The organism is Enterobacter sichuanensis (assembly GCF_009036245.1).
GTDB classification, from domain to species: domain Bacteria; phylum Pseudomonadota; class Gammaproteobacteria; order Enterobacterales; family Enterobacteriaceae; genus Enterobacter; species Enterobacter sichuanensis.
This window is the reverse complement of sequence record NZ_CP027986.1, coordinates 3100420-3126199: the sequence shown is the minus strand read 5'-3', so window position 1 is coordinate 3126199 and position 25780 is coordinate 3100420. Positions and strand designations below refer to the sequence as shown.

Annotated in this window: 23 protein-coding genes and 1 riboswitch; of the genes, 10 read left to right on the top strand and 13 right to left on the bottom strand. The window is 55.1% G+C overall.

Features of this window, described 5'->3' with window-relative positions:
* Positions 1–11: 11 nt before the first annotated feature.
* A complete protein-coding gene (locus C1N69_RS15080; RefSeq protein WP_155031478.1) occupies positions 12–1790 on the bottom strand; it encodes an adenine deaminase in 1779 nt (592 codons plus the stop codon).
* 122 nt (positions 1791–1912) lie between these two features.
* Between C1N69_RS15080 and C1N69_RS15075 the strand changes: the two genes are divergently transcribed.
* Positions 1913–2833, top strand: a complete 921-nt coding sequence (locus C1N69_RS15075) for a LysR family transcriptional regulator (protein ID WP_167514968.1) — start codon at positions 1913–1915, stop codon at positions 2831–2833.
* A 70-nt stretch (positions 2834–2903) separates the two neighbouring features.
* The gene (locus tag C1N69_RS15070) at positions 2904–3419 is read left to right on the top strand and encodes a protein disulfide oxidoreductase (protein ID WP_095450975.1); all 516 of its coding nucleotides are present in this window, start codon (positions 2904–2906) and stop codon (positions 3417–3419) included.
* Between the two features lie 36 nt (positions 3420–3455).
* Here the strand turns inward: C1N69_RS15070 and C1N69_RS15065 are convergent, their stop codons facing one another.
* From C1N69_RS15065 to C1N69_RS15055, 3 genes are all read right to left on the bottom strand, one after another.
* Positions 3456–4922 carry a pyridoxal phosphate-dependent decarboxylase family protein gene (locus C1N69_RS15065; protein WP_025759992.1) on the bottom strand — a complete coding sequence of 489 codons (1467 nt, stop codon included), beginning with the start codon at positions 4920–4922 and terminating at the stop codon, positions 3456–3458.
* An 18-nt stretch (positions 4923–4940) separates the two neighbouring features.
* Complete coding sequence (locus C1N69_RS15060; protein WP_155031477.1) at positions 4941–6317, bottom strand: diaminobutyrate--2-oxoglutarate transaminase; 1377 nt, start codon at positions 6315–6317, stop codon at positions 4941–4943.
* 322 nt (positions 6318–6639) lie between these two features.
* The gene (locus tag C1N69_RS15055) at positions 6640–7647 is read right to left on the bottom strand and encodes a LacI family DNA-binding transcriptional regulator (RefSeq protein WP_095450977.1); all 1008 of its coding nucleotides are present in this window, start codon (positions 7645–7647) and stop codon (positions 6640–6642) included.
* A 238-nt stretch (positions 7648–7885) separates the two neighbouring features.
* Here C1N69_RS15055 and C1N69_RS15050 point away from each other — a divergent pair, with 238 nt between their 5' ends.
* Positions 7886–9127, top strand: a complete 1242-nt coding sequence (locus tag C1N69_RS15050; protein WP_155031476.1) for an MFS transporter — start codon at positions 7886–7888, stop codon at positions 9125–9127.
* 16 nt (positions 9128–9143) lie between these two features.
* A complete protein-coding gene (locus C1N69_RS15045; protein ID WP_155031475.1) occupies positions 9144–10577 on the top strand; it encodes a glycoside hydrolase family 32 protein in 1434 nt (477 codons plus the stop codon).
* Positions 10578–10678: 101 nt separating this feature from the next.
* Here the strand turns inward: C1N69_RS15045 and C1N69_RS22830 are convergent, their stop codons facing one another.
* Entirely contained in the window at positions 10679–11140 is a 462-nt protein-coding gene (locus C1N69_RS22830; protein WP_094919105.1) for a hypothetical protein, read from the bottom strand.
* A 68-nt stretch (positions 11141–11208) separates the two neighbouring features.
* Complete coding sequence (locus tag C1N69_RS15035; protein ID WP_155031474.1) at positions 11209–12309, bottom strand: YadA C-terminal domain-containing protein; 1101 nt, start codon at positions 12307–12309, stop codon at positions 11209–11211.
* Positions 12310–13312: 1003 nt separating this feature from the next.
* Between C1N69_RS15035 and C1N69_RS15030 the strand changes: the two genes are divergently transcribed.
* Positions 13313–13627, top strand: coding sequence for a hypothetical protein (locus tag C1N69_RS15030; RefSeq protein ID WP_059387090.1), 315 nt, complete (start codon positions 13313–13315; stop codon positions 13625–13627).
* Here C1N69_RS15030 and C1N69_RS15025 read toward each other — a convergent pair.
* Positions 13624–14430 carry a DUF4225 domain-containing protein gene (locus tag C1N69_RS15025; protein ID WP_095450983.1) on the bottom strand — a complete coding sequence of 269 codons (807 nt, stop codon included), beginning with the start codon at positions 14428–14430 and terminating at the stop codon, positions 13624–13626. The genes C1N69_RS15030 and C1N69_RS15025 overlap by 4 nt on opposite strands.
* Positions 14431–14660: 230 nt before the next feature.
* Positions 14661–14758: riboswitch (TPP riboswitch) on the top strand.
* 35 nt (positions 14759–14793) lie between these two features.
* On the opposite strand from C1N69_RS15025, the gene thiM reads away from it, so the two are divergent.
* The 3 genes from thiM to C1N69_RS15010 are packed head-to-tail and all read left to right on the top strand — an operon-like array spanning position 14794 to position 17150.
* The gene (gene thiM / locus C1N69_RS15020) at positions 14794–15564 is read left to right on the top strand and encodes a hydroxyethylthiazole kinase (RefSeq protein ID WP_155031473.1); all 771 of its coding nucleotides are present in this window, start codon (positions 14794–14796) and stop codon (positions 15562–15564) included.
* Positions 15561–16361 carry a bifunctional hydroxymethylpyrimidine kinase/phosphomethylpyrimidine kinase gene (thiD, locus tag C1N69_RS15015; RefSeq protein ID WP_059387087.1) on the top strand — a complete coding sequence of 267 codons (801 nt, stop codon included), beginning with the start codon at positions 15561–15563 and terminating at the stop codon, positions 16359–16361. Before thiM ends, thiD begins: the two co-directional genes overlap by 4 nt.
* Positions 16362–16403: 42 nt before the next feature.
* Complete coding sequence (locus C1N69_RS15010) at positions 16404–17150, top strand: GntR family transcriptional regulator (RefSeq protein ID WP_025760289.1); 747 nt, start codon at positions 16404–16406, stop codon at positions 17148–17150.
* On the opposite strand, the gene C1N69_RS15005 is transcribed toward C1N69_RS15010, so the two are convergent.
* The 3 genes from C1N69_RS15005 to C1N69_RS14995 are packed head-to-tail and all read right to left on the bottom strand — an operon-like array spanning position 17124 to position 20352.
* Positions 17124–18077, bottom strand: a complete 954-nt coding sequence (locus C1N69_RS15005) for a PfkB family carbohydrate kinase (protein WP_155031472.1) — start codon at positions 18075–18077, stop codon at positions 17124–17126. The two genes, C1N69_RS15010 and C1N69_RS15005, sit on opposite strands and share 27 nt — an antisense overlap.
* Complete coding sequence (locus C1N69_RS15000) at positions 18074–19078, bottom strand: ADP-ribosylglycohydrolase family protein (protein ID WP_155031471.1); 1005 nt, start codon at positions 19076–19078, stop codon at positions 18074–18076. Before C1N69_RS15000 ends, C1N69_RS15005 begins: the two co-directional genes overlap by 4 nt.
* Entirely contained in the window at positions 19075–20352 is a 1278-nt protein-coding gene (locus C1N69_RS14995; protein WP_094919095.1) for a nucleoside permease, read from the bottom strand. The genes C1N69_RS15000 and C1N69_RS14995 overlap by 4 nt, the downstream gene beginning before the upstream one ends.
* A 248-nt stretch (positions 20353–20600) precedes the next feature.
* On the opposite strand from C1N69_RS14995, the gene fbaB reads away from it, so the two are divergent.
* A complete protein-coding gene (fbaB, locus tag C1N69_RS14990) occupies positions 20601–21653 on the top strand; it encodes a class I fructose-bisphosphate aldolase (RefSeq protein WP_025760285.1) in 1053 nt (350 codons plus the stop codon).
* A gap of 487 nt (positions 21654–22140) precedes the next feature.
* On the opposite strand, the gene yegS is transcribed toward fbaB, so the two are convergent.
* Entirely contained in the window at positions 22141–23040 is a 900-nt protein-coding gene (yegS, locus tag C1N69_RS14985) for a lipid kinase YegS (protein WP_155031470.1), read from the bottom strand.
* Positions 23041–23180: 140 nt separating this feature from the next.
* On the opposite strand from yegS, the gene C1N69_RS14980 reads away from it, so the two are divergent.
* Positions 23181–23681 (top strand): 2-thiouracil desulfurase family protein, encoded by a 501-nt coding sequence (locus C1N69_RS14980; RefSeq protein WP_155031469.1) that lies wholly within the window; start codon positions 23181–23183, stop codon positions 23679–23681.
* 161 nt (positions 23682–23842) lie between these two features.
* On the opposite strand, the gene trhP is transcribed toward C1N69_RS14980, so the two are convergent.
* Both trhP and C1N69_RS14970 read right to left on the bottom strand, forming a co-directional pair.
* Entirely contained in the window at positions 23843–25204 is a 1362-nt protein-coding gene (trhP, locus tag C1N69_RS14975; RefSeq protein WP_025758705.1) for a prephenate-dependent tRNA uridine(34) hydroxylase TrhP, read from the bottom strand.
* Between the two features lie 154 nt (positions 25205–25358).
* The gene (locus C1N69_RS14970) at positions 25359–25691 is read right to left on the bottom strand and encodes a YegP family protein (RefSeq protein ID WP_025758706.1); all 333 of its coding nucleotides are present in this window, start codon (positions 25689–25691) and stop codon (positions 25359–25361) included.
* Positions 25692–25780: the final 89 nt, after the last annotated feature.

Here is a 25780-nt window from a genome sequence, read left to right as displayed (position 1 = left end):
CTCCTTCGATATTATTGTGTGGTGTCCGGGGTTTCCCGGTAAGAAATCAGCGGATTAACAATCTGGCGCGTGCTGCCATCCGTCATTCCAAGATCGGTCAGATGCGGCCCGGCGTTACACGCAAGGCAGGTTCCTTCAATGGCTTTAAAGACCCGGTACGGCGGCTCCCAGTCGGCAATCTGGCTGCTGCGTTCACGCAGCGTGCGAAACTGACGGGCTAGCTCAGCCGGGGGAAGTTCCGACAGCATGCCCGCGATCGGCATCGCAACATGCGCGATGACGCTACCGTTTTGGACCAGCGCCATCCCACCGCCGCTCTCGATCAGCGTGTTGGCGGCCAGCGCCATGTCATGGGGATCGCGCCCCAGCACCACCAGATTATGTGAATCGTGGGAGTAAGTGGTGGCGATTGCTCCCCGCAGCTCTCCCCAGCCTTCCAGCAGAGCGATTTGCGGCGTTGCCGCATGGCGCGCGTGGCGGTGCTGAACCCAGATCAGGCTAAAGCCTGCCGGTATTTCAACGCGTCCGTCACGCACCCGGGCGTCAGTTTCGCCCCAGCGGGTAAAACGTGCGCCGCTGATATGGCGCAGGCGCGCCACACCGTGGTTCGCGTTGTCGATGTGCAGGTAAAAGTCACTGGCGGCCAGGGGCGACAGGCGCACGGTATCTCGCGGTAGCGCCAGCGGTGTATCGACGATCGGCTCAATCATCGCGCCGTCACGGGCAATGCACTTCCCGGCGACATACACCCGGCGAGCCGTCAGTTTTTCCAGAGAGTCAAACACCACCAGGTCTGCGCGTCTTCCGGCGGCAATCAGTCCGAGATCGTTGCGCTGAAGACGCAGGGAGGCGTTCAGCGTGGCAAACCGCAGCGCGTCCGTCGCCGGAAGACCGTGTTCAATCAGCAGGTTGAGCAGGGCGATAATACCGCCTTTTTCCAGCAGCACGTCAGGGGGAACGTCATCGGTGCAGACCGTGATTTGCGACGAGAGGTGCGGCAGCGTTTTCAGGGCGCTGACAATCTCGGGCAGCAGGTAGGGATGCGAGCCGCGGATCTCCAGCGTCAGCCCGGCGCGCAATTTTTCCAGCGCATCGTCGGCGGAGGTGAGCTCATGGTCAGAGGTGACGCCCGCCGCCAGATACGCCTGTAAATCGGCGCCGCTGAGACCGCGCGCATGGCCTTCAATCAGCTTTCCGCTTTCCAGCCCGGCCTGCAGGATCTCCAGCATACGCTGGCTGCCGTTCAGCACCCCGTGCATGTCCATCACCTCCGCCACGCCGCGCACTTCTGGCCAGCCGAGCAGGGTATTCATCTCTTCGCCCGCAAATTCTGCGCCGGACATCTCCAGCCCCGGCGTGGAAGGCACGCTCGAGGGCGCTGCGACCATCACCTGCAGCGGCAGGCTGCGGCTGGCCGCAATCGCAAAGCGGACGCCCTCAATGCCGAGCACGTTCGCCAGCTCGTGCGGATCCCAGAAGACAGCTGTGGTGCCCTGCGCCAGCACGATCTCCGCGTAGCGTGCGGGCAGCAGATGCGAGCTTTCAAGGTGCACGTGCGTATCCATGAGGCCCGGAGAGAGGAACTGGTTTTTCAGGTCGTGCGTTTCAAGCGCATCACTGCGGCTGCCGCGTGGATGGACGCTGGCGATAAGCGAGCCGACGATCCCCACATCCGCCTCGCGGATCTCACCGGTTGCCATATCGACAATTCGGGTATGGGTAAGCAGCAGGTCAAAGGGCGTTTCGCCTCGTGCGGCCTGAACGGCGCGGCGTCGGGTTTCGGCAGTCATGCAATTAACAGTTCCAGCATTGAAATATTGACGTTACTCTATGCACCCGGCAAACGTTTGCCCAGCTGATAAAATTTATCGCCCGATAACCCCGGGTTATTCTGTGACGGGTGTAATGGAGAATGATGACGGAACCCTGGCAGCGCTTGCCTGCGCTCTCCCTTCGGCAGCTACAGTATTTTGTCACGCTGGCGCAACTGCGTCATTTTACGGATACCGCCAGTAAACTGGCCATTAGCCAGCCTGCGCTCAGCAGCGCTCTGCGGCAAATCGAAACGGTACTCGGCGGCAAACTGGTCAATCGTACCGCGTCGGCGGTTACGCTGACCGAGTTGGGTCACGCTATTTTGCCCCACGCCCAGCGGGTACTCAGCGTAGCGCAGCTGGCATTTGATGATATGCAGCAGATTGTGCAGGCCGGCGGTGACGGCACGGTGCGTATCGGTCTGGTGCCTTCCGTCAGCTCGCTGCTGTTTCCGCTGCTGCCGCAGACGCTTGCGCAGGCCTTTCCACGCCTTCGGGTGGAGTTTCACGATCAAACCAATGACGCGCTGGTGGCGCAACTGCTGAAAGGGCAGATTGATTTCGGTATCGGGGCGCTGGACAGCTCGGTTCCCGACCAGCTTAACGTGTTCCCGCTGCAGGAAGATCCGTTTGTGGCGGTATTCCATTGCGACGATCCGCTGGGCGCGTCGGCACACGTGCCCTGGAAACAGCTGGTGGGTCGGGATATTGCCGTCTTCTCCAAAGGCAACATCCAGCGGCTGGTCAGTGCGCTTGCCGAAAGTCATCGTCTTTCGCTGCAGACGCGTTATCAGGTGGACTATATTGAGACGCTGTACGGCCTGGTGCGTTCGAAACTGGCCGTGGCGATATTGCCGCAGCTTTATACCACCCATTTGCAGGATCCCCGGCTTAAGGTGGTTCATCTTCAGCAGCCGGCACTGTTCCGCACGGTGGCGCTGATGCGTGCCCCGCAGGCGCTTCCTCCGCTCATTGAATCCTGCTTTACGCTGATGGTCGACACTCTACGAACGAAGTAAAGCGACACTTCTTTACAGCGTGATGGCGTGCAGCCCGCTAAGATGACCTCTGTTAAATCAAGAGGTCACAATGGATAACCGTAAATTGAGCCGACTGCGCCGCTGGGCGCGGGAAGGGATCATACTTGTTGTGCTGACGCTGGCCGTGGTGTGGGGCGTGGATCAGTATCGAAAACCGACCTTACCCGCCACGTTTAGCGCAGCCCCAATGCAGAGCATCGACGGGAAAACGCACGATATCGCGGCGCTCAGCCACGAGCGCCCACTGCTGATTTACGTCTGGGCCACCTGGTGCAGCATCTGCCGTTTCACGACGCCCGCGGTGAATCAGCTGGCAGAAGAGGGCGGGAACGTGGTGAGTATCGCCATGCGCTCCGGTGATAACGCTAAGCTTGCACGCTGGGTTGACAAGAAACAGCTGAAAATGCCGGTGATAAATGATGAAAACGGTGCGCTGTCGCAGGAATGGCAGGTAAGCGTGACGCCGACGCTGGTCATTGTATCGAAGGGGAACGTCGTCAGTACCACGACGGGCTGGACGAGCTACTGGGGATTAAAAATCAGAATGTGGTGGGCAGGGATATAAAAATAAACCCCTCTTCCGCAGAAGAGGGGCGGGGTATTACTTCGCCAGAACTTCCTGCGCGGTGCGCTCAACCAGCGACAGCAGGATTTTGATATCCTCCAGCGTCACAGTTGGGTTCAGCAGCGTCAGCTTCAGGCAGGTCACGCCGTTATGCTCGGTCACGCCGACGTTTGCACGGCCGGATTCCAGCAGCGCATCACCAATTTTCTGGTTCAACAGGGCGATACCTGCATCATCGGCCTGCACCTGGCCACGGAAGCGGAACAGCACGCTTGCCAGCTGTGGCTGCATTACCAGTTCCAGAGCAGGCTGCTCTTTCACGTAAGCCGCAACCTGCTGTGCCAGCGTCACGCCGTGATCGATGATCGCCGCGTACTGCTCCTGACCCAGCGCTTCCAGGCTCATCCACAGCTTCAGCGCGTCGAAACGGCGCGTGGTCTGCAGCGATTTGGACACCAGGTTAGGCACGCCGGCTTCTTCGTCGAACTCAGAGTTCAGGTAAGCCGCCTGATAGCGCATCAGCTCATAGTGGCGCGCTTCTTTCAGCAGGAACGCGCCGCAGCTGATGGTCTGGAAGAACTGCTTGTGGAAGTCCAGGGTCACTGAATCCACCAGCTCAATGCCGTCCAGGTAGTGACGATACTGCTCAGACATCAGCAGCGCGCCGCCCCAGGCCGCATCAACGTGTACCCAGATGTTCTGCTTCGCCGCCAGCTCGGCAATGGCACGCAGCGGGTCGATTGCACCGGCATCGGTGGTACCTGCTGTCGCGACAATCGCCAGAATCTGTTCGCCGTTCGCGTTGCACTGTTCAATTTTCGCCGCCAGATCGGTCAGATCCATACGGGAGAATTCATCCGTTTTCACCTGCACCACGGACTGGTAACCCAGACCCATCAGCGCCATGTTTTTCTGCACGGAGAAGTGCGCGTTTTCGGAGCACAGCACGCGGATTTTACGCAGATCGCCTGTTAAACCGTCCTGCTGAACGGAGTGACCCTGACGCGCGAAGAACGCATCACGGGCCAGCATCAGGCCCATCAGGTTGCTCTGGGTGCCGCCGCTGGTGAAGACACCGGCGTCGCCAGCCTGATAACCCACGCGGGTACGCAGCCATTCGATCAGTTTGATCTCGATGATGGTTGCGGACGGGCTTTGATCCCAGGAGTCCATGCTCTGGTTGGTGGCGTTGATCAGCACTTCCGCCGCCTGGCTAACGACCAGGCTTGGGCAGTGCAGGTGCGCCACGCACTGCGGGTGATGAACGGACAGGCTGTCTTTCAGGAAGAACTCCACGGCGCGTTCAATCGCCGCTTCGTTGCCCAGCCCTTTCGGGTTGAAATCCAGCTTAATGCGGTCGCGCAGTTCCGCGACCGTTTTGCCCTGATACATCTCAGGCTGCTTCAGCCACTGCATCACAGCCTGAGTGCTTTGTTCAATCGCCTGCTGGTAAGCTTCAATGCTCTGCGCAGAGGAGAACAAAATTGGGTTTGAATCAGACATCGTAATCAACAACTCCGGTTACGCCGGGCGAACGCCCGCAGCAAGCAGGGCCTGCTCGAATTTATCCAGGAAGACTTTCAGCTCTTCATCGCTGATCAGCAGAGATGGCAGCAGACGCAGAACGATACCGTTACGACCGCCACGCTCCAGAATCAGACCGGCTTCGAAGCACTTCTTCTGAATCAGTGCAGACAGCTCGCCGTCGCCCGGGAAGCAACCCATGTGGTCAGCGGCTTCGTGTGGCTTAACGATCTCGATACCGATCATCATGCCCAGACCGCGAACGTGACCGATAACCGGATAACGTTTCGCCATCTCTTTCAGCTGGCCTTTCAGCCATTCGCCCTGTGCAGCCACTTTGCCTGCGATGTTCTGGTCTTTCAGGATTTTTAGCGTCGTCAGACCGGTTGCCATCGCCAGCTGGTTGCCGCGGAAGGTACCGGTGTGGTGACCTGGGGCCCATGCATCGAACTGCTTTTTGATACCGAGCACGGCCAGCGGCAGACCGCCACCAACAGCTTTAGACATCACGATGATGTCTGGCTCAATGCCAGCGTGTTCGAAGGCGAAGAATTTACCGGTACGGGCAAAGCCCGCCTGAACTTCGTCGAGGATCAGCAGAATGCCGTGTTCCTGAGTCACTTTACGGATGCGCTGCAGCCACTCAGCCGGCGCCGGGTTCACGCCGCCTTCGCCCTGAACCGCTTCCAGAATGACGGCAGCAGGTTTGCGCACGCCGCTCTCAACGTCGTTGATCAGGTTTTCGAAGTAGTAAGTCAGCGCTTTCACGCCCGCTTCACCACCGATACCCAGCGGGCAACGGTACTCGTGCGGGTAAGGCATGAACTGCACTTCTGGCATCATACCGTCTACCGCTTCTTTCGGGGACAGGTTGCCGGTCACGGACAGCGCGCCGTGGGTCATGCCGTGGTAACCACCAGAGAAGCTGATGATACCGCTACGGCCGGTCACTTTTTTCGCCAGCTTCAGCGCTGCTTCCACAGCGTCAGCACCGGATGGACCGGTGAACTGCAGGCAGTACTCTTCGCCCTGACCAGGCAGCAGAGAGAGCAGGTATTCGGAAAACGCGTCTTTCAGAGGCGTAGTCAGATCCAGAGTATGTAACGGCAAGCCGCTGGTAATGACATTTTGGATGCTTTTCAGCACATCAGGGTGGTTATGGCCAAGCGCAAGGGTGCCTGCGCCTGCTAAACAGTCAAGGTATTCTTTATTGTCTGCATCGGTTACCCACACGCCTTCTGCTTTAGTGATCGCTAAAGGCAGTTTGCGCGGATAACTCCTGACGTTAGATTCAAACTCGGCCTGACGGGCCAGATAGGTTTCGTTGCTTTTGTGGGCATCTACGGTGTCAATACGGACTTTATCCGTCATCATATCACTCCTACAACCGCCGCTTCGTTATGAGCCACGATTGAATAAAAAGTTAAAAAACAGATGGGGGGCCTGAAAAAAACGCCGCCAATATAGAGCCTTTTGCCACGGGGCTCAATGGTTAATTTGTTTACTGTTTTGTGACACGGCGCACAGGGGGAGGAATATCCCCGTTTTCAGGCGGAAAATTGCAGTTTATGGCAAATAAAAACAGGTGGTTACATACTTAACGTTCTGGCGGCAAAATCATAAAAAAGAGTGTGACAAATCGTGCCATCCGCGAACTTAACACGCTTATTTCGGCAACAGGGGCAAAAAGCGGTGGTCATGATGGATGCGCAACGGAATTCCGCATCAAAAATGGACTTTCAACACGCAGGGTTTCCCGGTGGGTTTCGCCGTTAATAATATGCAGGGCACTCAGGCGACCAATTTCATAATGCGGCAGCTGAACGGTTGAAAGCGGGGGGAGAAAGAGCTCTCCAATGCCCACCATATTGTCATAGCCGATAACCGCGATATCTTCAGGGATGCGAAGCCCTTGCGCCAGCAGGGTCTGGTACACCATCAATGCGATACGATCGTTACCGCAGATAACGGAGTCGAACAGGGGAATGCCATTCTGAATGCGCGCCAGCAGCACTGACGGAATGTCACGATAGTGCTCGTCCCCCGACGCCATGTAGCTATGTTCCAGGGTGTCCGGGTCGAGCCCCGCTTCACGACACGCACGTTCCAGCCCCTGACGGCGCCGGGTTGTGGCCAGATGGTCCGCGGGTAAATGCAGGCAGAGAGGCTGCCGGTAGCCCTCGGCGAGTAACGCCTGCACGGCGGCGTACTGCCCCTGTTCATCATCAGGGATATAGCTGGCGACCTGTTCACCGACACTTTCGCAGTTGGCCAGCACGCAGGGAAGGGTAAGCAGTTTTGCAGGGAGAGGAACCTGACGTAATCCCATTGTGGTGTAAATAATCCCGTCCGGGCGGTGGGAGAGCAGCAGATCGACGATCGCATCCGGGTTGTCATCGGTAAACATATTCATGACGAAGCTGTTCCAGCCGTGCATCCGGGCCGTCTCTTCAATGGAAAGCGTAATCTCCACCGAGAAAGGTGTCGTCACCGTATCGAGCGCCAGCACGCCGATGGTTTTCGGCGAGGCATGCGCGCCGCGTATTTTCTTGGCGGAAAGATCGGGTACGTAGCTGGTCTGCTCGATAGCCTGCTGTACGCGCGCCAGCGTTTCCGGCTTAAGGCGCTCCGGGTTGTTAAGCGCGCGTGAGACGGTCATCAGCGATACGTTAGCCAGCTTTGCGACGTCCTTAAGGGATGCCATTTTCTTACTCCGTTAATGCTCTGTGTGAAAGGGTATACAACTAAGTCGCTGATGTAAAAGGAAGGGTGATGCACAGGCCAGGCCATGCTGACCTCAGTGATGAATATTTGATCGCGATCTCATTCCTTTAATGTTAACGTTAACTTTCGTGATTAACATCTTAAATTTCAGCCGAACCGCATGAGAAAGGATAAATGTTAACGTTACCATTGCGTCATTACTCCAACATGAGAATGTCATGATGAAAACGCATCACTCTCACAGCTACCCTTTATTAAGCGCATTGCTGTTTTTCTTTTTTGTCACGTGGTCATCCTCCGGCTCGCTGCTTTCCATCTGGCTCCACCAGGAGGTGGGGCTAAAGGCAGGCGATACGGGAGTCATCTATGCCGTGCTTTCTGTCTCCGCGCTATGCGCGCAAATCTGCTACGGCTTCATTCAGGACAAACTTGGCCTGCGCAAAAACCTGCTCTGGTTTCTGACCAGCCTGCTCATTCTTTCTGGTCCTGCCTTCCTGCTGTTTGGTTATCTGCTGCAGATTAACGTTTTACTCGGCAGTATTTTTGGCGGGATTTATATCGGCCTGACGTTTAACGGCGGGATAGGGGTACTGGAGTCCTATACCGAGCGAGTGGCCCGCCAGAGCCAGTTTGAGTTCGGCAAGGCGAGGATGTGGGGATCGCTTGGCTGGGCGGTAGCAACCTTTTTCGCGGGGCTCCTGTTTAACCTTAATCCGAAGCTGAACTTCGCTGTCGCGAGTTGCGCAGGGCTGGCGTTTTTTGCTTTGCTGGCGCGACTCAGGGTCTCTTCCGCCCCACACGCCATGCAGGAAGCGGTATCCGGCGGTAAGGTCACCCTGGAAGATGCATTGCGCCTGCTGACGCTGCCGCGGTTCTGGGCGCTGGTGTTTTTCGTTATCGGCACCTGTATTTATGGCGTTTACGACCAGCAGTTCCCGGTCTATTTCTCCTCCCAGTTCCCGACGTTACAGGAAGGAAACGCCATGTACGGCTATCTCAACTCCTTCCAGGTTTTCCTTGAGGCGGCGGGCATGTTCTGCGCACCATGGCTGGTGAATCGCCTTGGCGCGAAGAATGGTCTGATTTTCGCCGGAATGGTGATGGCAATGCGTATGGTGGCGTCGGGGCTGGTTGAGGGGCCGGTACTTATCTCCATTACTAAGCTATTGCACGCGGTTGAACTGCCCGTTTTGCTGGTCTCTATCTTTAAATACAACAGTTTACACTTTGATAAGCGGCTCTCTTCCACCCTCTATCTGGTGGGCTTTGCTTGTACAAGCTCGGTGATTGCCTCGGTCCTGTCGCCGCTGGCGGGCTACAGCTATGAGAAATACGGCTTTGCCCAGTCCTATCTCATTATGGGGCTGTTAGTGTTCAGCACCACGTTTATCTCCATTTTCCTGTTGCGCTCGGGTAAGTCCTCTTCTGACCCGCTCATGCCGCAACCTTCCACCATCTGATCGAAAGAGTAGAGAAATGACGTATTCCATTACAAAAGCAGAGCAGGAACTTCAGTCCAGACGCGAAGCGCTTAACCTGCGCTGGTATCCGCGTTACCACCTGGCAGCCCGCGCTGGCTGGATGAACGACCCAAATGGCCTGGTCTGGTTTGACGGCTGGTATCACGCTTTTTATCAGCATCATCCCTATTCGACCCAGTGGGGCCCGATGCACTGGGGCCATGCGCGCAGCAAAGATTTAGTTCACTGGGAACATCTTCCCGTTGCGCTGGCACCGGAAGGACCTGAAGACAAGGATGGCTGTTTTTCCGGTTCGGCGGTGGTGGATGGCGATACGCTGGCGCTGATTTACACCGGCCACAAATTCCACGGCGATCCTGATGACGAAGCGAATCTCTACCAGGTGCAGTGCCTGGCGACCAGCCGTGACGGCATTCATTTTGACCGGCAGGGAATGATCGTTGATACGCCGCCTGGCCTGCATCATTTCCGCGACCCAAAAGTGTGGCGTGAAGGAGATAGCTGGTACATGGTTGTTGGCGCGCGCGACGGCGAGACGGGTCAGGTGCGTGTATATCGTTCTGTCGATCTGCGCGAGTGGCAGGATATGGGCGTGCTTGCGGTAGCCGAAAAAGAGATGGGCTATATGTGGGAATGCCCGGACTTTTTCACCCTCAACGGTAAACGCGTGCTGATGTTTTCACCTCAGGGGGTGGCTGCCGAAGGATTCGAAAATCGCAATCTTTTCCAGAGCGGCTATCTGGTGGGCGACTGGCAGCCCGGGCAGCCTTTTGTGCGTGAAGGTGAGTTTGTGGAGATGGATCGCGGGCATGACTTCTATGCGCCACAAAGTTTCCTGACGCCTGATGGGCGCCGCATCGTTATCGGCTGGCTGGATATGTGGGAATCTCCGCTGCCGGAACAGGAGGATGGCTGGGCAGGCATGCTCTCGTTACCGCGCGAACTGACGCTGAGCGCGGATAATCGTCTGCAAATGCGGCCGGCCAGAGAGGTCGAAAGCCTCCGGGGAGCGTGGTTCCCCTGGCCGGTGAGTACGCTGACCAATCAGCAGATAGCGCTGGTGGAACGCTGCGACGCGCTGGAGGTCAATCTGCAATGGGATTGCGCAAACAGCACTGCGGAACACTACGGCATTCGTCTTGGTGCCGGGCTACGCGTCTATGTTGATGCACAGATGCAGCGCCTGGTGCTGGAGCGACACTATCCGAAGTATGGCCTGTGTGGCACACGTAGCGTCGCGCTCAATCTGAATAATATGCTTAATCTGCGCCTGTTCTTTGACAGATCTTCCGTTGAAGTGTTTGTTAATGAGGGAGAAGCGTGCCTCAGCAGCCGTATTTATCCTGATGAAGATTGCCGTGATCTGGCGCTGTTTGCCTGGACGGGGGGAGCATCACTCATCCATGGCGGGGCCTGGCAACTGGAGTAAACACTGACCTGGTGGCGACGGGCATCAGGTCAGCTTAATTTAAAATACTGCCCCATCTTGATGGGGCGACTTAAATATAGATTCTTAAATGATGATTATTTTTAATCTTTAGAGAGTTGAGCGTTCATGACTTTCTCATTTTCTACAACCAATTGAAGATAGTAGCCGCCTTTGCTCCACGTACCATTGTTTGGTTTCCAGCCTTTAGAGAGAAGGTATTCTGCAGCATCAGAGATTGGCTGGTTCATAACGTGATCTGCTTCACTGGTAAGTTGTTTAACGCTGCTGCTCTGTTTAGCTGGCTTCACATTACATTCACCGTTCGCGTCCTGCAATTGTGTACAGCCTTTTGGCAGGTGCTTGTGTGCTGATTGTGCAAGTTGAGCCGCGTTTTCAAGTGCCTGTTTTTCAGCCGCAGCGTTAATTGCTGTCGTGCGGTTTTGCTCCGCGACATAACATGCGTCTTTACTGACACCTTGCGCTTCACACTCAGCCATACGTTGAGCGGGTGAAGAACATGCAGCAAGAGACATTACGGCAGCTACCATCATTAACTTTTTCATTATTATTACCTCATAAATTACAGTTATAAAGCGCCTTCAACAGAAGGCGCTGAATGAAAAACTATTATTTAAAATCCGATGCCGACACCGACACCCATTGCGAAATCATTATTCGTTGAATCACTCATACCCGCTTTCACAACCGCGCGACCCGCATGGAAGGAAGCACCGACACTGACCGCTTCCTCCCCTCTAAATTCACCGGCACCCGCAGAGAACATTACAGCCTGATCTTTTTCAACCTGGGGCATGGAAGCAATTGCAACAGCAGAGGCTACGCCACCACGCGCTTCTTTTTTATTGCCATCAACTTCATCTTTCAGGTTTTTGAATTGAGAGTGAGTGTTAGCTTGTGTCTGCGCAAACACCTGTTGAGCCGCTTTCAGATCTTTAGCCTGTGCTGTAGTTTGTGCACTAAGTGATTTAACGTGATTGATAGTTGAATCAACTTTCGCGAGGGTTGATTTATCCACGATACTTTTTGTAATGGTGGTGGTGATTCCATCACGCCCTGCTTTACCTGCCACACCTTGTGGGCCTGTTTTTCCGGTAGCGCCATCTTTCCCGTTAATTCCATTAATAGTCAGTATGCGCTGAGGTGCAGTCGCAATAGATGTTTTAGCCGTAGCTGGAGCAGGGAGTGTTGTCGGGCCTACCGGAGTTTGGGTATCGACTACCGTGATTGTTAGTTTCTGAATATCACCCTGAACCCCGATGGGATCATTACGGCTAATCAGCGGTTGCACCGGAGCCAGAATAATCGCTTTTGGCGGTACAGAGGGGGTGTACATTAAGTGAGTTTGTAATGCAGGGATTTTTCCCGGAACGTTATAAGACTGCGGCTTTGGCGGAACAACCGGCGTTTTCTGTAGTGGCAGAACAGGCTGTGGGGCGACAAGCGGGGTGGGTGTTTGCTGGGGAGGCAAAACTGGCTTGGGTGGTGTCAGCTGAATTAGCGTTGGAACCGGAGCAGGGATCGACTGCGGTTTAACAGGAACCGCATAAGGAGCAGAATTCCACGCTGACTGGTTGTTTTTAGCGTTTATGTAGCTGTTACCAAAATTCGTATTATAGGTAACATTATATTGTGGATTAACAGGATTATGCTGTATTGCCATTGCAGCAGATGAAACACCAAACACAAAAACAGCAATAATAGATTTTTTCATTTCAAAGCTCTCATCATAAATACAAATACGGAATAAAGTTTGGGCGCTATCCTGGCGGGAAGATACAACCTCTTGTTATATCTGTATTAATTCACGTTCAATGGTGTGGTTTTAGTTTGGCAACTTATTTCGTAACGTGTAGTAACTATCTTTGAATGTGTAATTATGATTATTGATCTAAATCATAAATCACATTAATTGTTCATCCGCTTCACGGCATTGCTTTAGATGATATTGTCAATAAATTCAATCATATAGTTAATTTGTAGAATGGGGCGGTGAAAAAAGTATTAAATGCCAATAGATAAGGTTGTCTTAAGTGTTTTGATCAAGAAACCTGAGAAATCGACAAAATAGTTAATTCAAATTTATAGAATTTACGATTTGTTTTATTATTGAATGCTGCTTTTCTTTTGAATGAAAGTTTTGTCTGGGAGACTCTGGTAACATTGGATGCCCGATAAAAATATTTATGTTGAAAATTAAATTAAAAATGTATCTGACATAAATTGCTATAAATGAGTAAGAGGATTGTTATAAACAATGAAATGTTTAGAAGAGGGGGCATGATCGCCCTCATTCACAGCCTATGCACGGTATCAAGTCTCTCCATAATTATTCTGTTTCAGGTGCGATAATTCGAAAATTCTGGCACCTGGGGTTAAGCCCCGGTTACGCTGTTTTCTGCGATTTACCGATATATAAGCGCCTGCTTTAATAGTATTTTGCCATCCGGCTGATGGAGCTGTCGGCGCACCGTCGAATGCGAGGTTTGGTGCAACTCAGCAAGGCGTGTATTGTCTAAAATCTGATAAATTGTACAAACATCATGTGAGCGTTAACCCTCACATGGTCGAAACGCCTGGACACCACCCAGACGATAAGAAAGGGGGATAGAGTCTGCGGAAAGTTTCGGCTGGATTGCGATAACACTCATCAGTATGATTGCTTGCACAATCAGTGATTGGGGAAACAACTTTTGAGAGTTAAAGGACGATACGATATGAAAGTGACTGATGAGGCGTTGTTACGTTCAGGGTTTACACCTTCGGATTTGCAGAAGATAAAAAACAACGTTGAAAGCTACGGCGGAACCCTGGGGGAAGCGATTCAGGATCTGGCTAATCGATTCAGAGTTGTTTTATGGATAACATCGGCATGTCTGATGGTTTTTATCATTTTAGTATTGTTTTCTACGAAAGAAACTGTCGTGGGTGGTGGGATATCAATTCTGATCGCAATTGTCATCGTTGCATTTATTCAGCCGCCAGTCCTTTCTTACAAATCCTGGCGGTTCTGGAGAAAATTCAGAGGCTAATGGCTCGCTGTGTCAGTAGAAAGCAGGTCAAATATTACTTTGGCCTTAAGTCCATAACCTACTATTTTCATTGTTAATTTTTGGCGGCTCATCGTATCGACCTTGCGATAGAAATCTCGGGGCATCCATTTAAATAGCCTCCATGCTTCGGGTTTTCTGGCTAATCCAAAGATGCTATATACACTTGCAGTTAACGTAATGGCGTTATAAATCGCAAGTCCTGTTTCAGGCTTGAAACCCATAAACTGGGCTGCTTCCATAGTGCCATCAGCCACAAATCCCTCTGTTTTGTATTGTTTTCCATATATCCCTGGAATAATTTCTTTTGACAAACCGTTAATGCCATCTGTAACAAGGATAGCTCCAGCAAGCATACCTAAAGGTGTCATTGTAGCGACCATCAACGCACCACCAGCAATTGCCATTCCAGAGACAACGATGTGAATAGCCGAAATCATGTATCCGACGATTTTATTATTTTCCTTAACAAACTCGACCTTCGCGTAAACCTGTGCGGACTTAGTTCTTAACAGACGCTCTTGTTCAAGCAGATTGTCTGTTTCAGCACGCAGATTTTTGATGCATACAATGCATTCTTCGTCTGTTTTTGCTCGCCGTGCTGTCTCGAACTCCTTTTCTACGACCAGTTTTATCTCTTCGACAAACTTGATACGTGTTATCCCATCTTGCAAATAGAATGCTGACAGCCGGTTTGCTGTTTCGACGAGTTTCCGGGCTTCCAGATTTACCATGGTATTTGACCAGGTTCTGTTCCATCCTCTGTTGAGCAGCGCGATATCCATAAAGCCTCCTTTCCTGAATGTGCCTGGTCATTTTACGTTCTATACGGTCAGGGGCAACAGGATATGCTTTGACATCATGACTAATGTAACAAAGGAGCTTAATGGCGCCTTTTTTCGTATTTAGAGTGGGGTACAAACCGAGGTACAGCGTGAAGAAGCGATAACCGAAAGGGCGCGCTTGCTTGAGCAAGCAACTTCCCCTAATCTGGCAAAATGTAAGCTAATGCTTACCAAATGACTCGGGGTGCCCTTCTTCGTCGAAGGCTGAGAAATACCCGTATTACCTGATCTGGATAATGCCAGCGTAGGGAAGTCAGATGCCTTCCCGGTCATCGCTTCTTCACGCAAGGCAGGAGCGAAACCATGCAGCCTGACCTGCTCGATTTACACGTTTTACACCACTTCCGAACCCGTTCCCCGCTTACGCACTGTATGACCAACGATGTCGTACAAACCTTTACCGCCAACGTTTTGCTGGCGCTTGGCGCATCCCCCGCGATGGTGATCGAGGCCGAAGAGGCCGAGCAGTTTGCCGGGATGGCCGATGCGCTGCTGATTAACGTCGGTACCCTCACCACGCCCCGCGCCCAGTCGATGCGCCGGGCGATTGAAAGTGCAGTGGCGGCAGGCAAACCCTGGACGCTGGACCCGGTGGCGGTGGGCGCCCTGGCGTTCCGCACCCGTTTTTGCCATCAAATTCTTGCCCTGAAACCGGCGGCCATTCGCGGCAATGCCTCCGAAATCCTGGCCCTTGCCGGGATGAGCACGGGTGGACGTGGCGTTGATACGACCGATACCGCTGCCAGCGCGGTGCCAGCTGCCCAGGCGCTGGCCCGCCAGACCAACGCCATTGTGGTCGTCACCGGTGAAGTGGATTACATCACCGACGGACAACGAACCCGCACGGTCACGGGTGGTGACCCGCTGATGACGCGCGTGGTGGGCACCGGATGTGCACTCTCTGCCGTTGTGGCAGCGAGCTGCTCGCTGCCGGGCGACAGGCTGGATAACGTCGCTGCCGCCTGCGGCTGGATGAAGCGAGCCGGAACGATTGCCGTTGCGCACTCTCGTGGCCCGGGCAGTTTTGCCAGCGCGTTCCTGGATGCGCTCTACACGCTGGAGGGACAGGCATGAAACGGATTAACGCCCTGACCATTGCCGGCACCGATCCCAGCGGCGGCGCAGGCATTCAGGCTGACCTGAAAACATTTTCGGCTCTTGGCGCGTACGGCTGCTCGGTGATAACCGCGCTGGTGGCGCAAAACACGCGAGGGGTGCAGTCGGTCTACCGTATCGAGCCTGATTTTGTCGCTGCGCAGCTGGATTCGGTGTTCAGCGACGTGCGCATCGATACCACCAAAATCGGCATGCTGGCCGAGACGGACATTGTTGAAGCGGTGGCGGAACGGCTTAAGCGTTATCAGGTGCAAAACGTGGTGCTGGATACCGTCATGCTGGCAAAAAGTGGTGACCCGCTGCTCTCAACTTCCGCTGTGGAGACGCTGCGCAAAAAGCTGCTGCCGCAGGTGGCGCTCATTACCCCTAATCTGCCTGAAGCTGCCGCGCTGTTAGACGCGCCGCACGCGCAGAACGAACGTGAGATGAAAGAGCAGGGGAATGCCCTGCTGGCGATGGGCTGCGGGGCGGTACTGATGAAGGGCGGCCATCTGGATGACGCGGAAAGTCCGGACTGGCTCTTCACCCGCGAAGGCGAAGTGCGTTTCACCGCCCCGCGCGTGCAAACCAAAAATACCCATGGCACGGGCTGTACGCTCTCGGCCGCGCTGGCGGCGTTGCGTCCACGGTATGAAAACTGGGCCGATACGGTGCAGGAAGCGAAAGCCTGGCTCTCCGCCGCACTGGCAAAAGCCGATACTCTGGAAGTGGGTCACGGTATTGGGCCGGTTCACCATTTTCATGCATGGTGGTAGGCCTTATACTGGCAGAACACATCACGCCTGAGAAAAACAGAGATGGAACAAGCGCATACCCGGTTAATCGCTCAACTGAATGAACGGATCGCCGCGCCCGATAACACGCCGCTGTACCTGAAGTTTGCCGAAACGGTAAAAAACGCGGTGCGCAGCGGGGTGCTGGAGCATGGCAATATTTTGCCCGGCGAGCGCGATCTGAGTCAGTTAACCGGCGTGTCGCGTATTACCGTGCGTAAAGCGATGCAGGCGCTGGAGGAAGAGGGCGTGGTGACGCGCGCCCGCGGCTATGGCACGCAAATTAACAATATCTTCGAATATTCCCTGAAAGAGGCGCGCGGTTTTTCCCAGCAGGTGGTGCTGCGCGGTCAAAAGCCGAACACGTTGTGGGTCAACAAGCGGGTGGTGAAGTGTCCGGAAGAGGTGGCGAATCACCTTTCCATCCCCCCTGAGAGCGAGGTATTCCTGCTCAAACGTATTCGCTACGTTGACGAGGACGCCGTCTCGATTGAGGAGTCCTGGGTGCCGGTTGGGTTAATTCCCGACCCGGATGCGATCGGTATTTCGCTCTACGATTACTTCCGCAGCCAGAATATTTTCCCGCAGCGTACCCGCTCGCGCGTTAGCGCCCGCATGCCGGACAGCGAGTTTCAGGCGCACATCAAGATGGATGAAAAAATACCGGTGCTGGTGATCAAGCAGGTTGCGCTCGATCAGCAGCACCGGCCGATTGAGTACAGCATCAGCTACTGTCGCAGCGATCTATACGTCTTTGTGTGCGAGGAGTAGCGTCTCGCGCGTTGGGGCGCAATCACCGCCACGGTGGCTGACCACCCACGCGGCGACCGCATTGCCGAGCTGCACTGCGTCCGCCAGCGACCATCCCGCCGCCAGCCCCGCAAGCGTGCCGCCCGCATGGCTGTCGCCTGCGCCAATGGTGTCCACCACCGTGGCGGGAAACGCCGGAACAACACCTGAGGCGTTACCGTCATACCACGTAGCACCGTCTTTATCATGGCGCACAATCAGCGCGGCGCCGAAGCGTTCCTGCCATACCTCACCCAGGTTTTCAGCCTCCATACCCAGTCTTTCAGCAGCGATCTCCGCTTCCTGGCGATTAAGCGAGACGATTGGCCTGCAGGCCATAATCCGTGCCATTAGCGCGTCAGGGATATCCGCAATGCGTGGGCCGAAATCGATAAACGCCGTCACGTCCCGCAACCCTTCCAGCCAGCTCGTCAGCAGCTCGCCGCACGGCGAGGCCAACTGGTAGCCGGACAAATAGACCAGGCTGTTTTGCGGAACGTGAAGCGCATCCAGCCAGCGCTGTTGCCACTGGTTCTCCACGCCGCTAAAGGACATAAAGGTGCGCTCGCCGTCAGGCTCCACCAGCGCCAGACACCAGCCGTTGTCGCCGGTTTCGGCCTCCACGGCGCTGTGCAGATCCTGCTTCGCCATCGCGTTACGAATAATATCCGCCCACACGCCGTGGCCGACAGGCAGGGCGTTTTGCGCCGAAATGCCGAGCCGCTTCAGGGCGATGGCGGTATTCAGCGCGCAGCCGCCAATATTTACCCCCTGCTGTTTTAACTCGATATCACACCCGCGCCAGGGCAGGGCCCAGGCGTCGGCGATGACGTCAATCACCGCCGCGCCCAGTACCGTCACCGGGCGCGTGGCGTGCAGGGTTTCCAGGCGTTGGGCAAATGAACTCATACCCCCTCCCTTTGCTCCCGGTAGTGCAGCAGTTTTTCGCAGTAATGGCTGAAATCAAGCTGATTGACGGCGTCGAGCTCGGCTTTAAGCGCCGGGTCAATGGCCTGCACGCCGTGGAGCGCCCCGCAGATGGCTGTCGCCATTGCGCCAATGGTGTCGGTGTCCCCGCCCAGGTTGGCGCATAGCACCGCGCAGCGGTTCGGATCGGTTCCTGCCAGTTCGACCATCGCGATGGCCGCCGGAACGGACTCAATGGTGCTGGTGCCCGCACCAATAAGCTGGTAAACCTGCTCGCTGGCGGAGTCGATGCCGTGGGCTTCCCGCACGGTCTTAAGCGCCAGTTCAATACGAGCTGCCAGCGAGGCGCTGAAGGTAGTGGTTTTCGCCTCCTGTGCGTAGCGGGCAATGCCGGGCAGGGCATCGACGATGTTCTGCCAGCGCTCACCGTCGATGGCGCGCGAAACCGCCCAGGCAATCACCACGGCCCCGGCGATGGCGAGGTCAGATTTATGGGTCGGGCTGGAGGCCAGCGCCACCTGCGCGACAAAGTGTTCCAGCCGCGTCGCCGGAAGCAGGCAGCCCAGCGGGGAGGCACGCATCGCCGCCCCGTTGGTGACACCGTTGTTTTCCAGCTCGCTGACCGGTTTCCCGTCACGAATAGCGTTAAGCGCGATTTTCGATGTCGGGCCAAGCACGTTCTTGTTAAAGGCGTCGAAATCGAGCGCCCAGCGCAGAATATGTTTGCCGATAACATCCGCGTTAATTTCCCCTTCGCACTCAATGATCGCATCCGCCAGGCACAGCGCCATTGAGGTATCGTCGGTGAACTCCGCGCGCTTAAAATAGCAGGCCGCGTTATTCTCCGCCGGGCCGGGTAAGAAGCGGTCTATCCAGCCGAAGTGCGCTTTGACGCGCTTTCGCGGCCACAGCTCCGACGGCATGCCCATCGCATCCCCTAACGCCTGCCCATAGAGGGCACCGAGAACACGTTCTTGTTTCATTTAACTTCCCCTTGTGTCAGCGCAGAATCGCCATCCACCACCTCAATTGCGGTGATCTCAGTGTCCGATTCGCGGAAAAACAGCATAAACAGCACGGCAATCACAGCAATCATGATCCCGCCGAATGTCCACATTCCGGCCCAGTTGAAGGTCAGCCCATTCACCGGCTCTTTGTATGCGAACATTTTTTCCATCATTACGCCGCCGAGGCGGTAGCCCAGCAGGCTACCAAACCCCTGACAGCAGAGCGTAATCAGGCCTTGCGCGGCAGTGCGCATATGCACCGGCGCTTTTTTATCCACGTAGATATACGCGGTGACGTAGTAGAAGTCGTAGCTCACCCCGTGCAGCAGAATGCCGAGGAACAGCAGGGCATAGGTGAAATACTGTTCTGCGCCGCCGTAAACAAAGAATCCGTAGCGGATAGCGGCGGTGATCAAGCCCAGCAGCAAGACCTTCTTAATACCAAAGCGTTTGGTGAAGAACGGCAGCGCCAGCATGAAGAAGATTTCAGAGAACTGACCGAGCGTCATCCAGCCGGTGGCGTTTTTCATTCCCACTTCGGTGAGATAGCCATTGGCGAAGATGTAGTAGAAGGCCAGCGGCATGGCGAACAGAAACGAGCAGAAGAAGAACACCAGGAAGTTTTTATCACGCAGCAGGATCAGCGCATCCAGCCCCAGCATCACTTTGAAATCCAGCTTGCCGGTACTTTTCGGTGGCGTGTTTGGCAGGAACAGGGCAAATACCCCGAGCAGGGCGGAGCTGGCCGCGGTCATCAGCAATGGAATATTGGTATCGGAAATATCGCTGTAGCCCAGCATCTGCGGCAGGAAGCCGCACGCCAGCCCGGAGGCGATCCAGCCGATAGTTCCCATCACGCGGATGCGCGGGAAATCAGCCTCGACGTCGTCCACGTTGGCGAAGGCAATACTGTTGGTCAGCGCGATGGTGGGCATGTAGGTCAGGGAGTAAACCAGCAGCAGCGGGAAGAAGGTGCTGAACTGGGTTTGCTGTGCGGCGAAGTACATCAGAATCGCGCCGGCAAACATCAGCACCGCCAATACTTTCTGCGCGGCAAAGAAGCGGTCAGTCAGCGAGCCGACAAGAATAGGTGAGAGGATAGCGGCAATAGCGGTACAGGCGTAAGACCAGCCGATTTCCCCGGCGGTAAACCCGCTTTTGCTCAGCCACAGCCACAGCGGTACGAACCAGGCTCCCCAGATAAACCATTCAACAAACATCATGAATGACAGTTGGACTTTCGTTTTCATTGTTTAATCCTGCATGTCAGAGGGTACGCCTTTAACATACCATTCAATAATACCTTTTAAATACCTTTGTGGTGATTGTTTGATCAATGTAACAGTTTTGTTGTACACGAATCGAGCCAGCAGATTGTGCTGAAAAAAAATGCAAAAGGTGGAAAATCTGTTAAGTCGGTACCAGGCTTAGTCTGCCCAGAAATAATGGGACTGGATAAACACACACCGACACGACGTCGGACTTACGGGAGTATCACATGACTGATATTGCGCAGTTGCTTGGCAAAGACGCCGACAGCCTTTTACAGCATCGTTGTATGACCATTCCAGCCGACCAGCTTTATCTGCCTGGTCATGACTACGTCGACCGCGTGATGGTCGATAACAACCGTCCGCCTGCCGTGCTGCGAAACATGCAGACGCTCTACAACACCGGGCGGCTCGGTGGCACCGGGTATCTCTCTATTCTGCCGGTAGACCAGGGCGTTGAGCACTCGGCGGGTGCCTCTTTCGCGGCGAATCCGCTCTATTTTGATCCGAAGAATATTGTTGAGCTGGCGATTGAAGCGGGCTGTAACTGCGTGGCGTCTACCTATGGCGTGCTGGCCTCGGTCGCGCGTCGCTATGCGCACCGCATTCCGTTCCTCGTGAAGCTCAACCACAATGAAACGCTCAGCTACCCCACCGAGTATGATCAAACCCTCTACGCCAGCGTCGAGCAGGCGTTCAATATGGGGGCGGTCGCCGTCGGGGCGACGATCTATTTCGGCTCTGAACAGTCCCGTCGTCAGATTGAAGAGATCTCTGCGGCGTTTGAGCGCGCGCACGAGCTGGGCATGGTGACCGTGCTGTGGGCTTACCTGCGTAACCCGGCGTTCAAAAAAGAGGGCGTGGATTATCATGTGTCTGCGGACCTGACCGGTCAGGCGAACCACCTGGCGGCCACCATCGGCGCGGATATTGTGAAGCAGAAAATGGCCGAGAATAACGGCGGGTATAAAGCGGTGAACTTCGGTTACACCGATGACCGCGTGTACAGCAAGCTGACCAGCGATAACCCGATAGACCTGGTGCGCTACCAGCTGGCGAACTGCTACATGGGCCGTGCCGGGCTGATTAACTCCGGCGGCGCGGCGGGCGGGGATACTGACCTGTCAGACGCGGTGCGTACGGCGGTTATCAACAAGCGCGCGGGCGGCATGGGGCTGATCCTGGGCCGTAAGGCGTTTAAGAAATCGATGGCCGACGGCGTGAAGCTGATCAATGCGGTGCAGGATGTCTATCTGGACAGCAAAGTCACGATTGCCTGACGTCTCCCTTTCCCTGTGGGGAGAGGGTTCCCCAGTAGTTTTTTTACCGAAAGCGACGAATGTTTCTACAGGAAAATTAATGACTTACAGCGACGCCCTGGTCCGGCTGTAAATCGCTGAGGCGTTTCCTGCAGGCCGGGGCGAGGCGCAGGGATGCGCCGAGAGGGCGGGCTTTACAGGGATGTTACCTCCGCCCGTCCCCGAAAAGCCGGAAGGAATAAGCCGAGGGCACCGCGAAGCGGCGATTTACCGCCGGGAGCCCGGGTCGCCAGGGTGGTGGCGATTGAGCCACCCTGGCACGTTCACCGGTCATGTCGTTACAGAGTAGCAAGGAACATAAAGTGAACAGAATTACCTCCACAGTCGTATGTTCCCCCCTCACCCCAGCCCTCTCCCTCAAGGGAGAGGGGGTCGTCTGTGCAGGCATTATTTTGTGGGGATCCTTCAGCCCGGTGGGAGAGGGCACCATCGCGCGCCATGTGAAACGTCAGCGCAAAAGCACACAGTCCGGCGGCAACCGACACTGCAGCGCGCCGGGCAACACCTCAATGCGGAACTGTGTTCCGCTTAACGGCTCTCCGTCGAGGTTAAACGTCATCCCGTGCGGGGCATTGACCTCAAACCATGCGGATTTCCCGTCAATGATATTCGGACTCTCTTCCGGCTGCGTCAGCGTGGTAAACAGCGCGGGCAGCAGGCCGTCGCCCGTGAAAATCCGCAGCTGTAGCTGACCGTCATTAATCAGCGCCTCCGGGCACAGCTGCTGCCCGCCGCCCGCCTGACGGCCATTGCCAATACCAATCACCAGCGCGTCACCCTGCCACTGAAAATCCTCGCCGCGAATTTCGCAGCGGTCAGGCTTGAGGGTATCCATGCGCATCAGACCGTGGATCAGGTAAGAGACGCCGCCCAGCGCCGCCTTCAGTTTTTCCGGCGTTTCGCTGGTGATACGCGTACCGAACCCGCCCGTCGCCATATTGATAAAGCAGGTTTTGTCATTCACCTGAGCAATGTCCACGGCGGTGGCTTTACCGAGGATCGCCAGCTGGAGCGCCTTCGCTAACTCCTCAGGGATCCAGGCGCTGGTGGCAAAATCATTGGCGGTGCCGAGCGGTAAAATACCCATCACCGGGCGGTCTGCTGTCGGCAGGTCGATCAGTGCAGAGGCGATCTCATTGATGGTGCCATCGCCTCCGCCGGAAATGATGGTCTTGGCGCCCAGCCGAATGCCTTCATCGATGTATCGTGCTGCGTCACCTTTTTCGAATGTCACCCGTACGTGAATTCGCGCACCGTCTTCACGTAATTCGGTAATTGCCTGACGCAACAGATCATTGCCGGCACTTTTGCCATTGAGAATCAATAAACTGTCTGGATAGGTTGCCATCCTCGCTGCTCCCTTTTTTAGCGTTAGTAAGAGTGTATAGCAGAGAGGAAAAAAGCGGGTAAGAACAGGATGAAAGGAACAAAACAGGCACGAAAGCGCGTTACAATTCAGCGATGAGATTATGTAATCACAGAAAAACGATGATAAATAAAATACTGGTAAGCGCCTGCCTGATGGGCTTCAAAGTCCGCTATAACGGTAGTGAAAAATCCCGAATGAACGAACAACTGGCTCGCTGGCAACAGGAACAACGTCTGGTTATCCACTGCCCTGAGCTTGCTGCCGGGCTGCCTGTACCTCGTCCTCCGGCAGAGATTATGTCAGCTGATGGTAATGACGTGATGCGCGGGCAAGCCAGAATTATTGAAAACACCGGGCAGGATGTGACCGAGCATTATCAGCTCGCAGCCTGGCTCGCGCTACGCGCTGCTCAGGCGTCGGGGTGTAGCGCTGCATTATTAACCGATGGCAGCCCAACGTTTGGCAGTCAGTTTATCTACGACGGATCGTTTCGCGGCATACATAAAGCGGGAAGGGGGGTTGCGGCATCGCTGCTCTCAGAACATGGGATAGCGGTGTTCTCAGAGAAGCAAATCGACGAATTAATTGCCTGGATTGAGGAAAGAGAAGGCAAAAAATAAGCCCGCGTAAGGGAGATTACGCAGGCTAAGGAGGTGGTTCCTGGTACAGCTAGCATTTATGGGTTATGTTTTTCAGCGGGGGGATAATACCCGTATTGAACGAAGCGGTATGTGATCCGATTCTAAGAATTATCCCAGTGCGAAAAAATTTCCTCGATTAACTATTTGCCGTGTGGGTTTCGGGTGCTTTCACCGTTGAAATTACGCATCAGCAGCGCAAATTTCAGCTCCACCTCTTCCGGCACCGGCAGCCAGACGGTATGACCGTCCCCCGGCGCCACGTCAATCGCTTCGCCTTTACCGTTTTCCAGATGCTCCAGCGTGAAGTTCATGTTGCCCTGCGGGGTCATCAGCTCCAGGCTGTCGCCTTTGGTGAACTTGTTTTTCACCGCCACGGCCGCCAGCGCGCCTTTGCGCTCGCCGGTGAAGTCACCGACAAACTGCTGGCGCTCGGATACGGAGTAGCCGTGCTCGTAGTTCTGGTAGTCGTCGTGGGTATGACGGCGCAGGAAGCCTTCGGTATAGCCGCGATGCGCCAGGCCTTCCAGGGTCTCCAGCAGGCTGGTATCGAACGGTTTACCGGCGGCGGCATCGTCGATGGCTTTGCGGTACACCTGCGCGGTGCGCGCGCAGTAGTAATAGGATTTGGTGCGGCCTTCGATTTTCAGGGAGTGCACCCCCATCTGGGTCAACCGCTCGACGTGAGCGACAGCGCGCAGATCTTTTGAGTTCATGATGTAAGTGCCGTGCTCGTCTTCAAAGGCGGTCATGTACTCGCCCGGACGTTTGGCTTCTTCAATCATAAATACGCTGTCGGTGGGCGCGCCGATGCCCAGCGTAGGCTCAACGTTAGTCACCGGGATCGGCTCATGCTTGTGGACGATATTGCCGATGTCGTCCTCTTTGCCTTCCTGGACGTTATATTCCCAGCGGCAGGCGTTGGTGCAGGTCCCCTGGTTCGGGTCGCGCTTGTTGATATAGCCGGAGAGCAGACAGCGGCCGGAGTAGGCCATGCACAGCGCGCCGTGAACGAAGATTTCGATTTCCATATCCGGCACCTGGGTGCGGATCTCTTCGATCTCTTCCAGGGAGAGCTCGCGGGAGAGAATGACGCGGGTCAGCCCCATCTGCTTCCAGAATTTCACCGTCGCCCAGTTTACGGCGTTAGCCTGTACGGAGAGGTGAATATCCATCTCCGGGAAGTTCTCCCGAACCAGCATGATTAAACCCGGATCCGACATGATCAGCGCGTCCGGCCCCATCTCCACCACCGGCTTCAGGTCGCGGATGAAGGTCTTGAGCTTGGCGTTGTGCGGCGCGATGTTGACCACCACGTAGAATTTTTTGCCCAGGGCATGCGCTTCATTGATGCCGAGCTGCAGGTTCTCGTGGTTGAATTCATTGTTACGTACGCGCAGCGAGTAGCGCGGCTGGCCCGCGTAGACAGCGTCGGCACCATAGGCGAAAGCGTAACGCATATTTTGCAGCGTTCCCGCCGGGGAAAGGAGTTCCGGTTTAAACATGTTTGTTCTCGTTCTGATGACAGGTCAGATCCGCGTGCACACGGTGCAGCGGTAAGGGGAGATCCCCCACTTTAAGGGCGGGCATTGTAGCGCTGCGGGGCAGGGAGGTAAAGCGCCGGGTCGCGTCACCGTTCTCCCGGCGCGCGTCCTGCTGTCAGGTATTGTCTTTTACCGTCTGGGATGACCCGTTCGTTTTGACGGAGGCGATACCCTTATCACGCGATTGTTCCGTCGCATAAAGCTGGCTGCTGCCAATCACCTGGTGATTACCCGCCCTGAGATTGAAATGGAACTTACCGTTCGAGGCTGTTTTCTTTTCGTAACGCTCGTCCTGAGGGCTGTTCGTGCGTACGGAAGCAATGCCGTTTTCGGCGGCACTTTTACTGGTGTAAAGCTCGCTGGTCAGGATTATCTCCCCGTTTCCAGCTTTCAGCACAAACCTGAACTGACCATCACTGCTTTTACTTAATTCGAACCAACCAGACATAGGAACTCCTTGAGCGAAAGTAAAAATTATCAGCACCAGTTATAAGTAAGCGAACCGGTAAAAAGAGTATGGTTGATTCCTGGATGGAT

Coding starts and splice junctions, on each gene's coding strand:
- C1N69_RS15010 (WP_025760289.1), top strand. CDS start 16,404: ATGGAACAAGCGCATACCCGGTTAATCGCTCAACTGAATGAACGGATC.
- yegS (WP_155031470.1), bottom strand. CDS start 23,040: ATGGCAACCTATCCAGACAGTTTATTGATTCTCAATGGCAAAAGTGCC.
- C1N69_RS14970 (WP_025758706.1), bottom strand. CDS start 25,691: ATGTCTGGTTGGTTCGAATTAAGTAAAAGCAGTGATGGTCAGTTCAGG.
- fbaB (WP_025760285.1), top strand. CDS start 20,601: ATGACTGATATTGCGCAGTTGCTTGGCAAAGACGCCGACAGCCTTTTA.
- C1N69_RS22830 (WP_094919105.1), bottom strand. CDS start 11,140: ATGAAAAAGTTAATGATGGTAGCTGCCGTAATGTCTCTTGCTGCATGT.
- C1N69_RS15025 (WP_095450983.1), bottom strand. CDS start 14,430: ATGGATATCGCGCTGCTCAACAGAGGATGGAACAGAACCTGGTCAAAT.
- C1N69_RS15065 (WP_025759992.1), bottom strand. CDS start 4,922: ATGTCTGATTCAAACCCAATTTTGTTCTCCTCTGCGCAGAGCATTGAA.
- C1N69_RS15035 (WP_155031474.1), bottom strand. CDS start 12,309: ATGAAAAAATCTATTATTGCTGTTTTTGTGTTTGGTGTTTCATCTGCT.
- C1N69_RS15000 (WP_155031471.1), bottom strand. CDS start 19,078: ATGAAACAAGAACGTGTTCTCGGTGCCCTCTATGGGCAGGCGTTAGGG.
- C1N69_RS15045 (WP_155031475.1), top strand. CDS start 9,144: ATGACGTATTCCATTACAAAAGCAGAGCAGGAACTTCAGTCCAGACGC.
- C1N69_RS15060 (WP_155031477.1), bottom strand. CDS start 6,317: ATGATGACGGATAAAGTCCGTATTGACACCGTAGATGCCCACAAAAGC.
- C1N69_RS15080 (WP_155031478.1), bottom strand. CDS start 1,790: ATGACTGCCGAAACCCGACGCCGCGCCGTTCAGGCCGCACGAGGCGAA.
- C1N69_RS15055 (WP_095450977.1), bottom strand. CDS start 7,647: ATGGCATCCCTTAAGGACGTCGCAAAGCTGGCTAACGTATCGCTGATG.
- C1N69_RS15070 (WP_095450975.1), top strand. CDS start 2,904: ATGGATAACCGTAAATTGAGCCGACTGCGCCGCTGGGCGCGGGAAGGG.
- trhP (WP_025758705.1), bottom strand. CDS start 25,204: ATGTTTAAACCGGAACTCCTTTCCCCGGCGGGAACGCTGCAAAATATG.
- thiM (WP_155031473.1), top strand. CDS start 14,794: ATGCAGCCTGACCTGCTCGATTTACACGTTTTACACCACTTCCGAACC.
- C1N69_RS15050 (WP_155031476.1), top strand. CDS start 7,886: ATGATGAAAACGCATCACTCTCACAGCTACCCTTTATTAAGCGCATTG.
- C1N69_RS14980 (WP_155031469.1), top strand. CDS start 23,181: ATGATAAATAAAATACTGGTAAGCGCCTGCCTGATGGGCTTCAAAGTC.
- C1N69_RS15075 (WP_167514968.1), top strand. CDS start 1,913: ATGATGACGGAACCCTGGCAGCGCTTGCCTGCGCTCTCCCTTCGGCAG.
- C1N69_RS14995 (WP_094919095.1), bottom strand. CDS start 20,352: ATGAAAACGAAAGTCCAACTGTCATTCATGATGTTTGTTGAATGGTTT.
- C1N69_RS15005 (WP_155031472.1), bottom strand. CDS start 18,077: ATGAGTTCATTTGCCCAACGCCTGGAAACCCTGCACGCCACGCGCCCG.
- C1N69_RS15030 (WP_059387090.1), top strand. CDS start 13,313: ATGAAAGTGACTGATGAGGCGTTGTTACGTTCAGGGTTTACACCTTCG.
- thiD (WP_059387087.1), top strand. CDS start 15,561: ATGAAACGGATTAACGCCCTGACCATTGCCGGCACCGATCCCAGCGGC.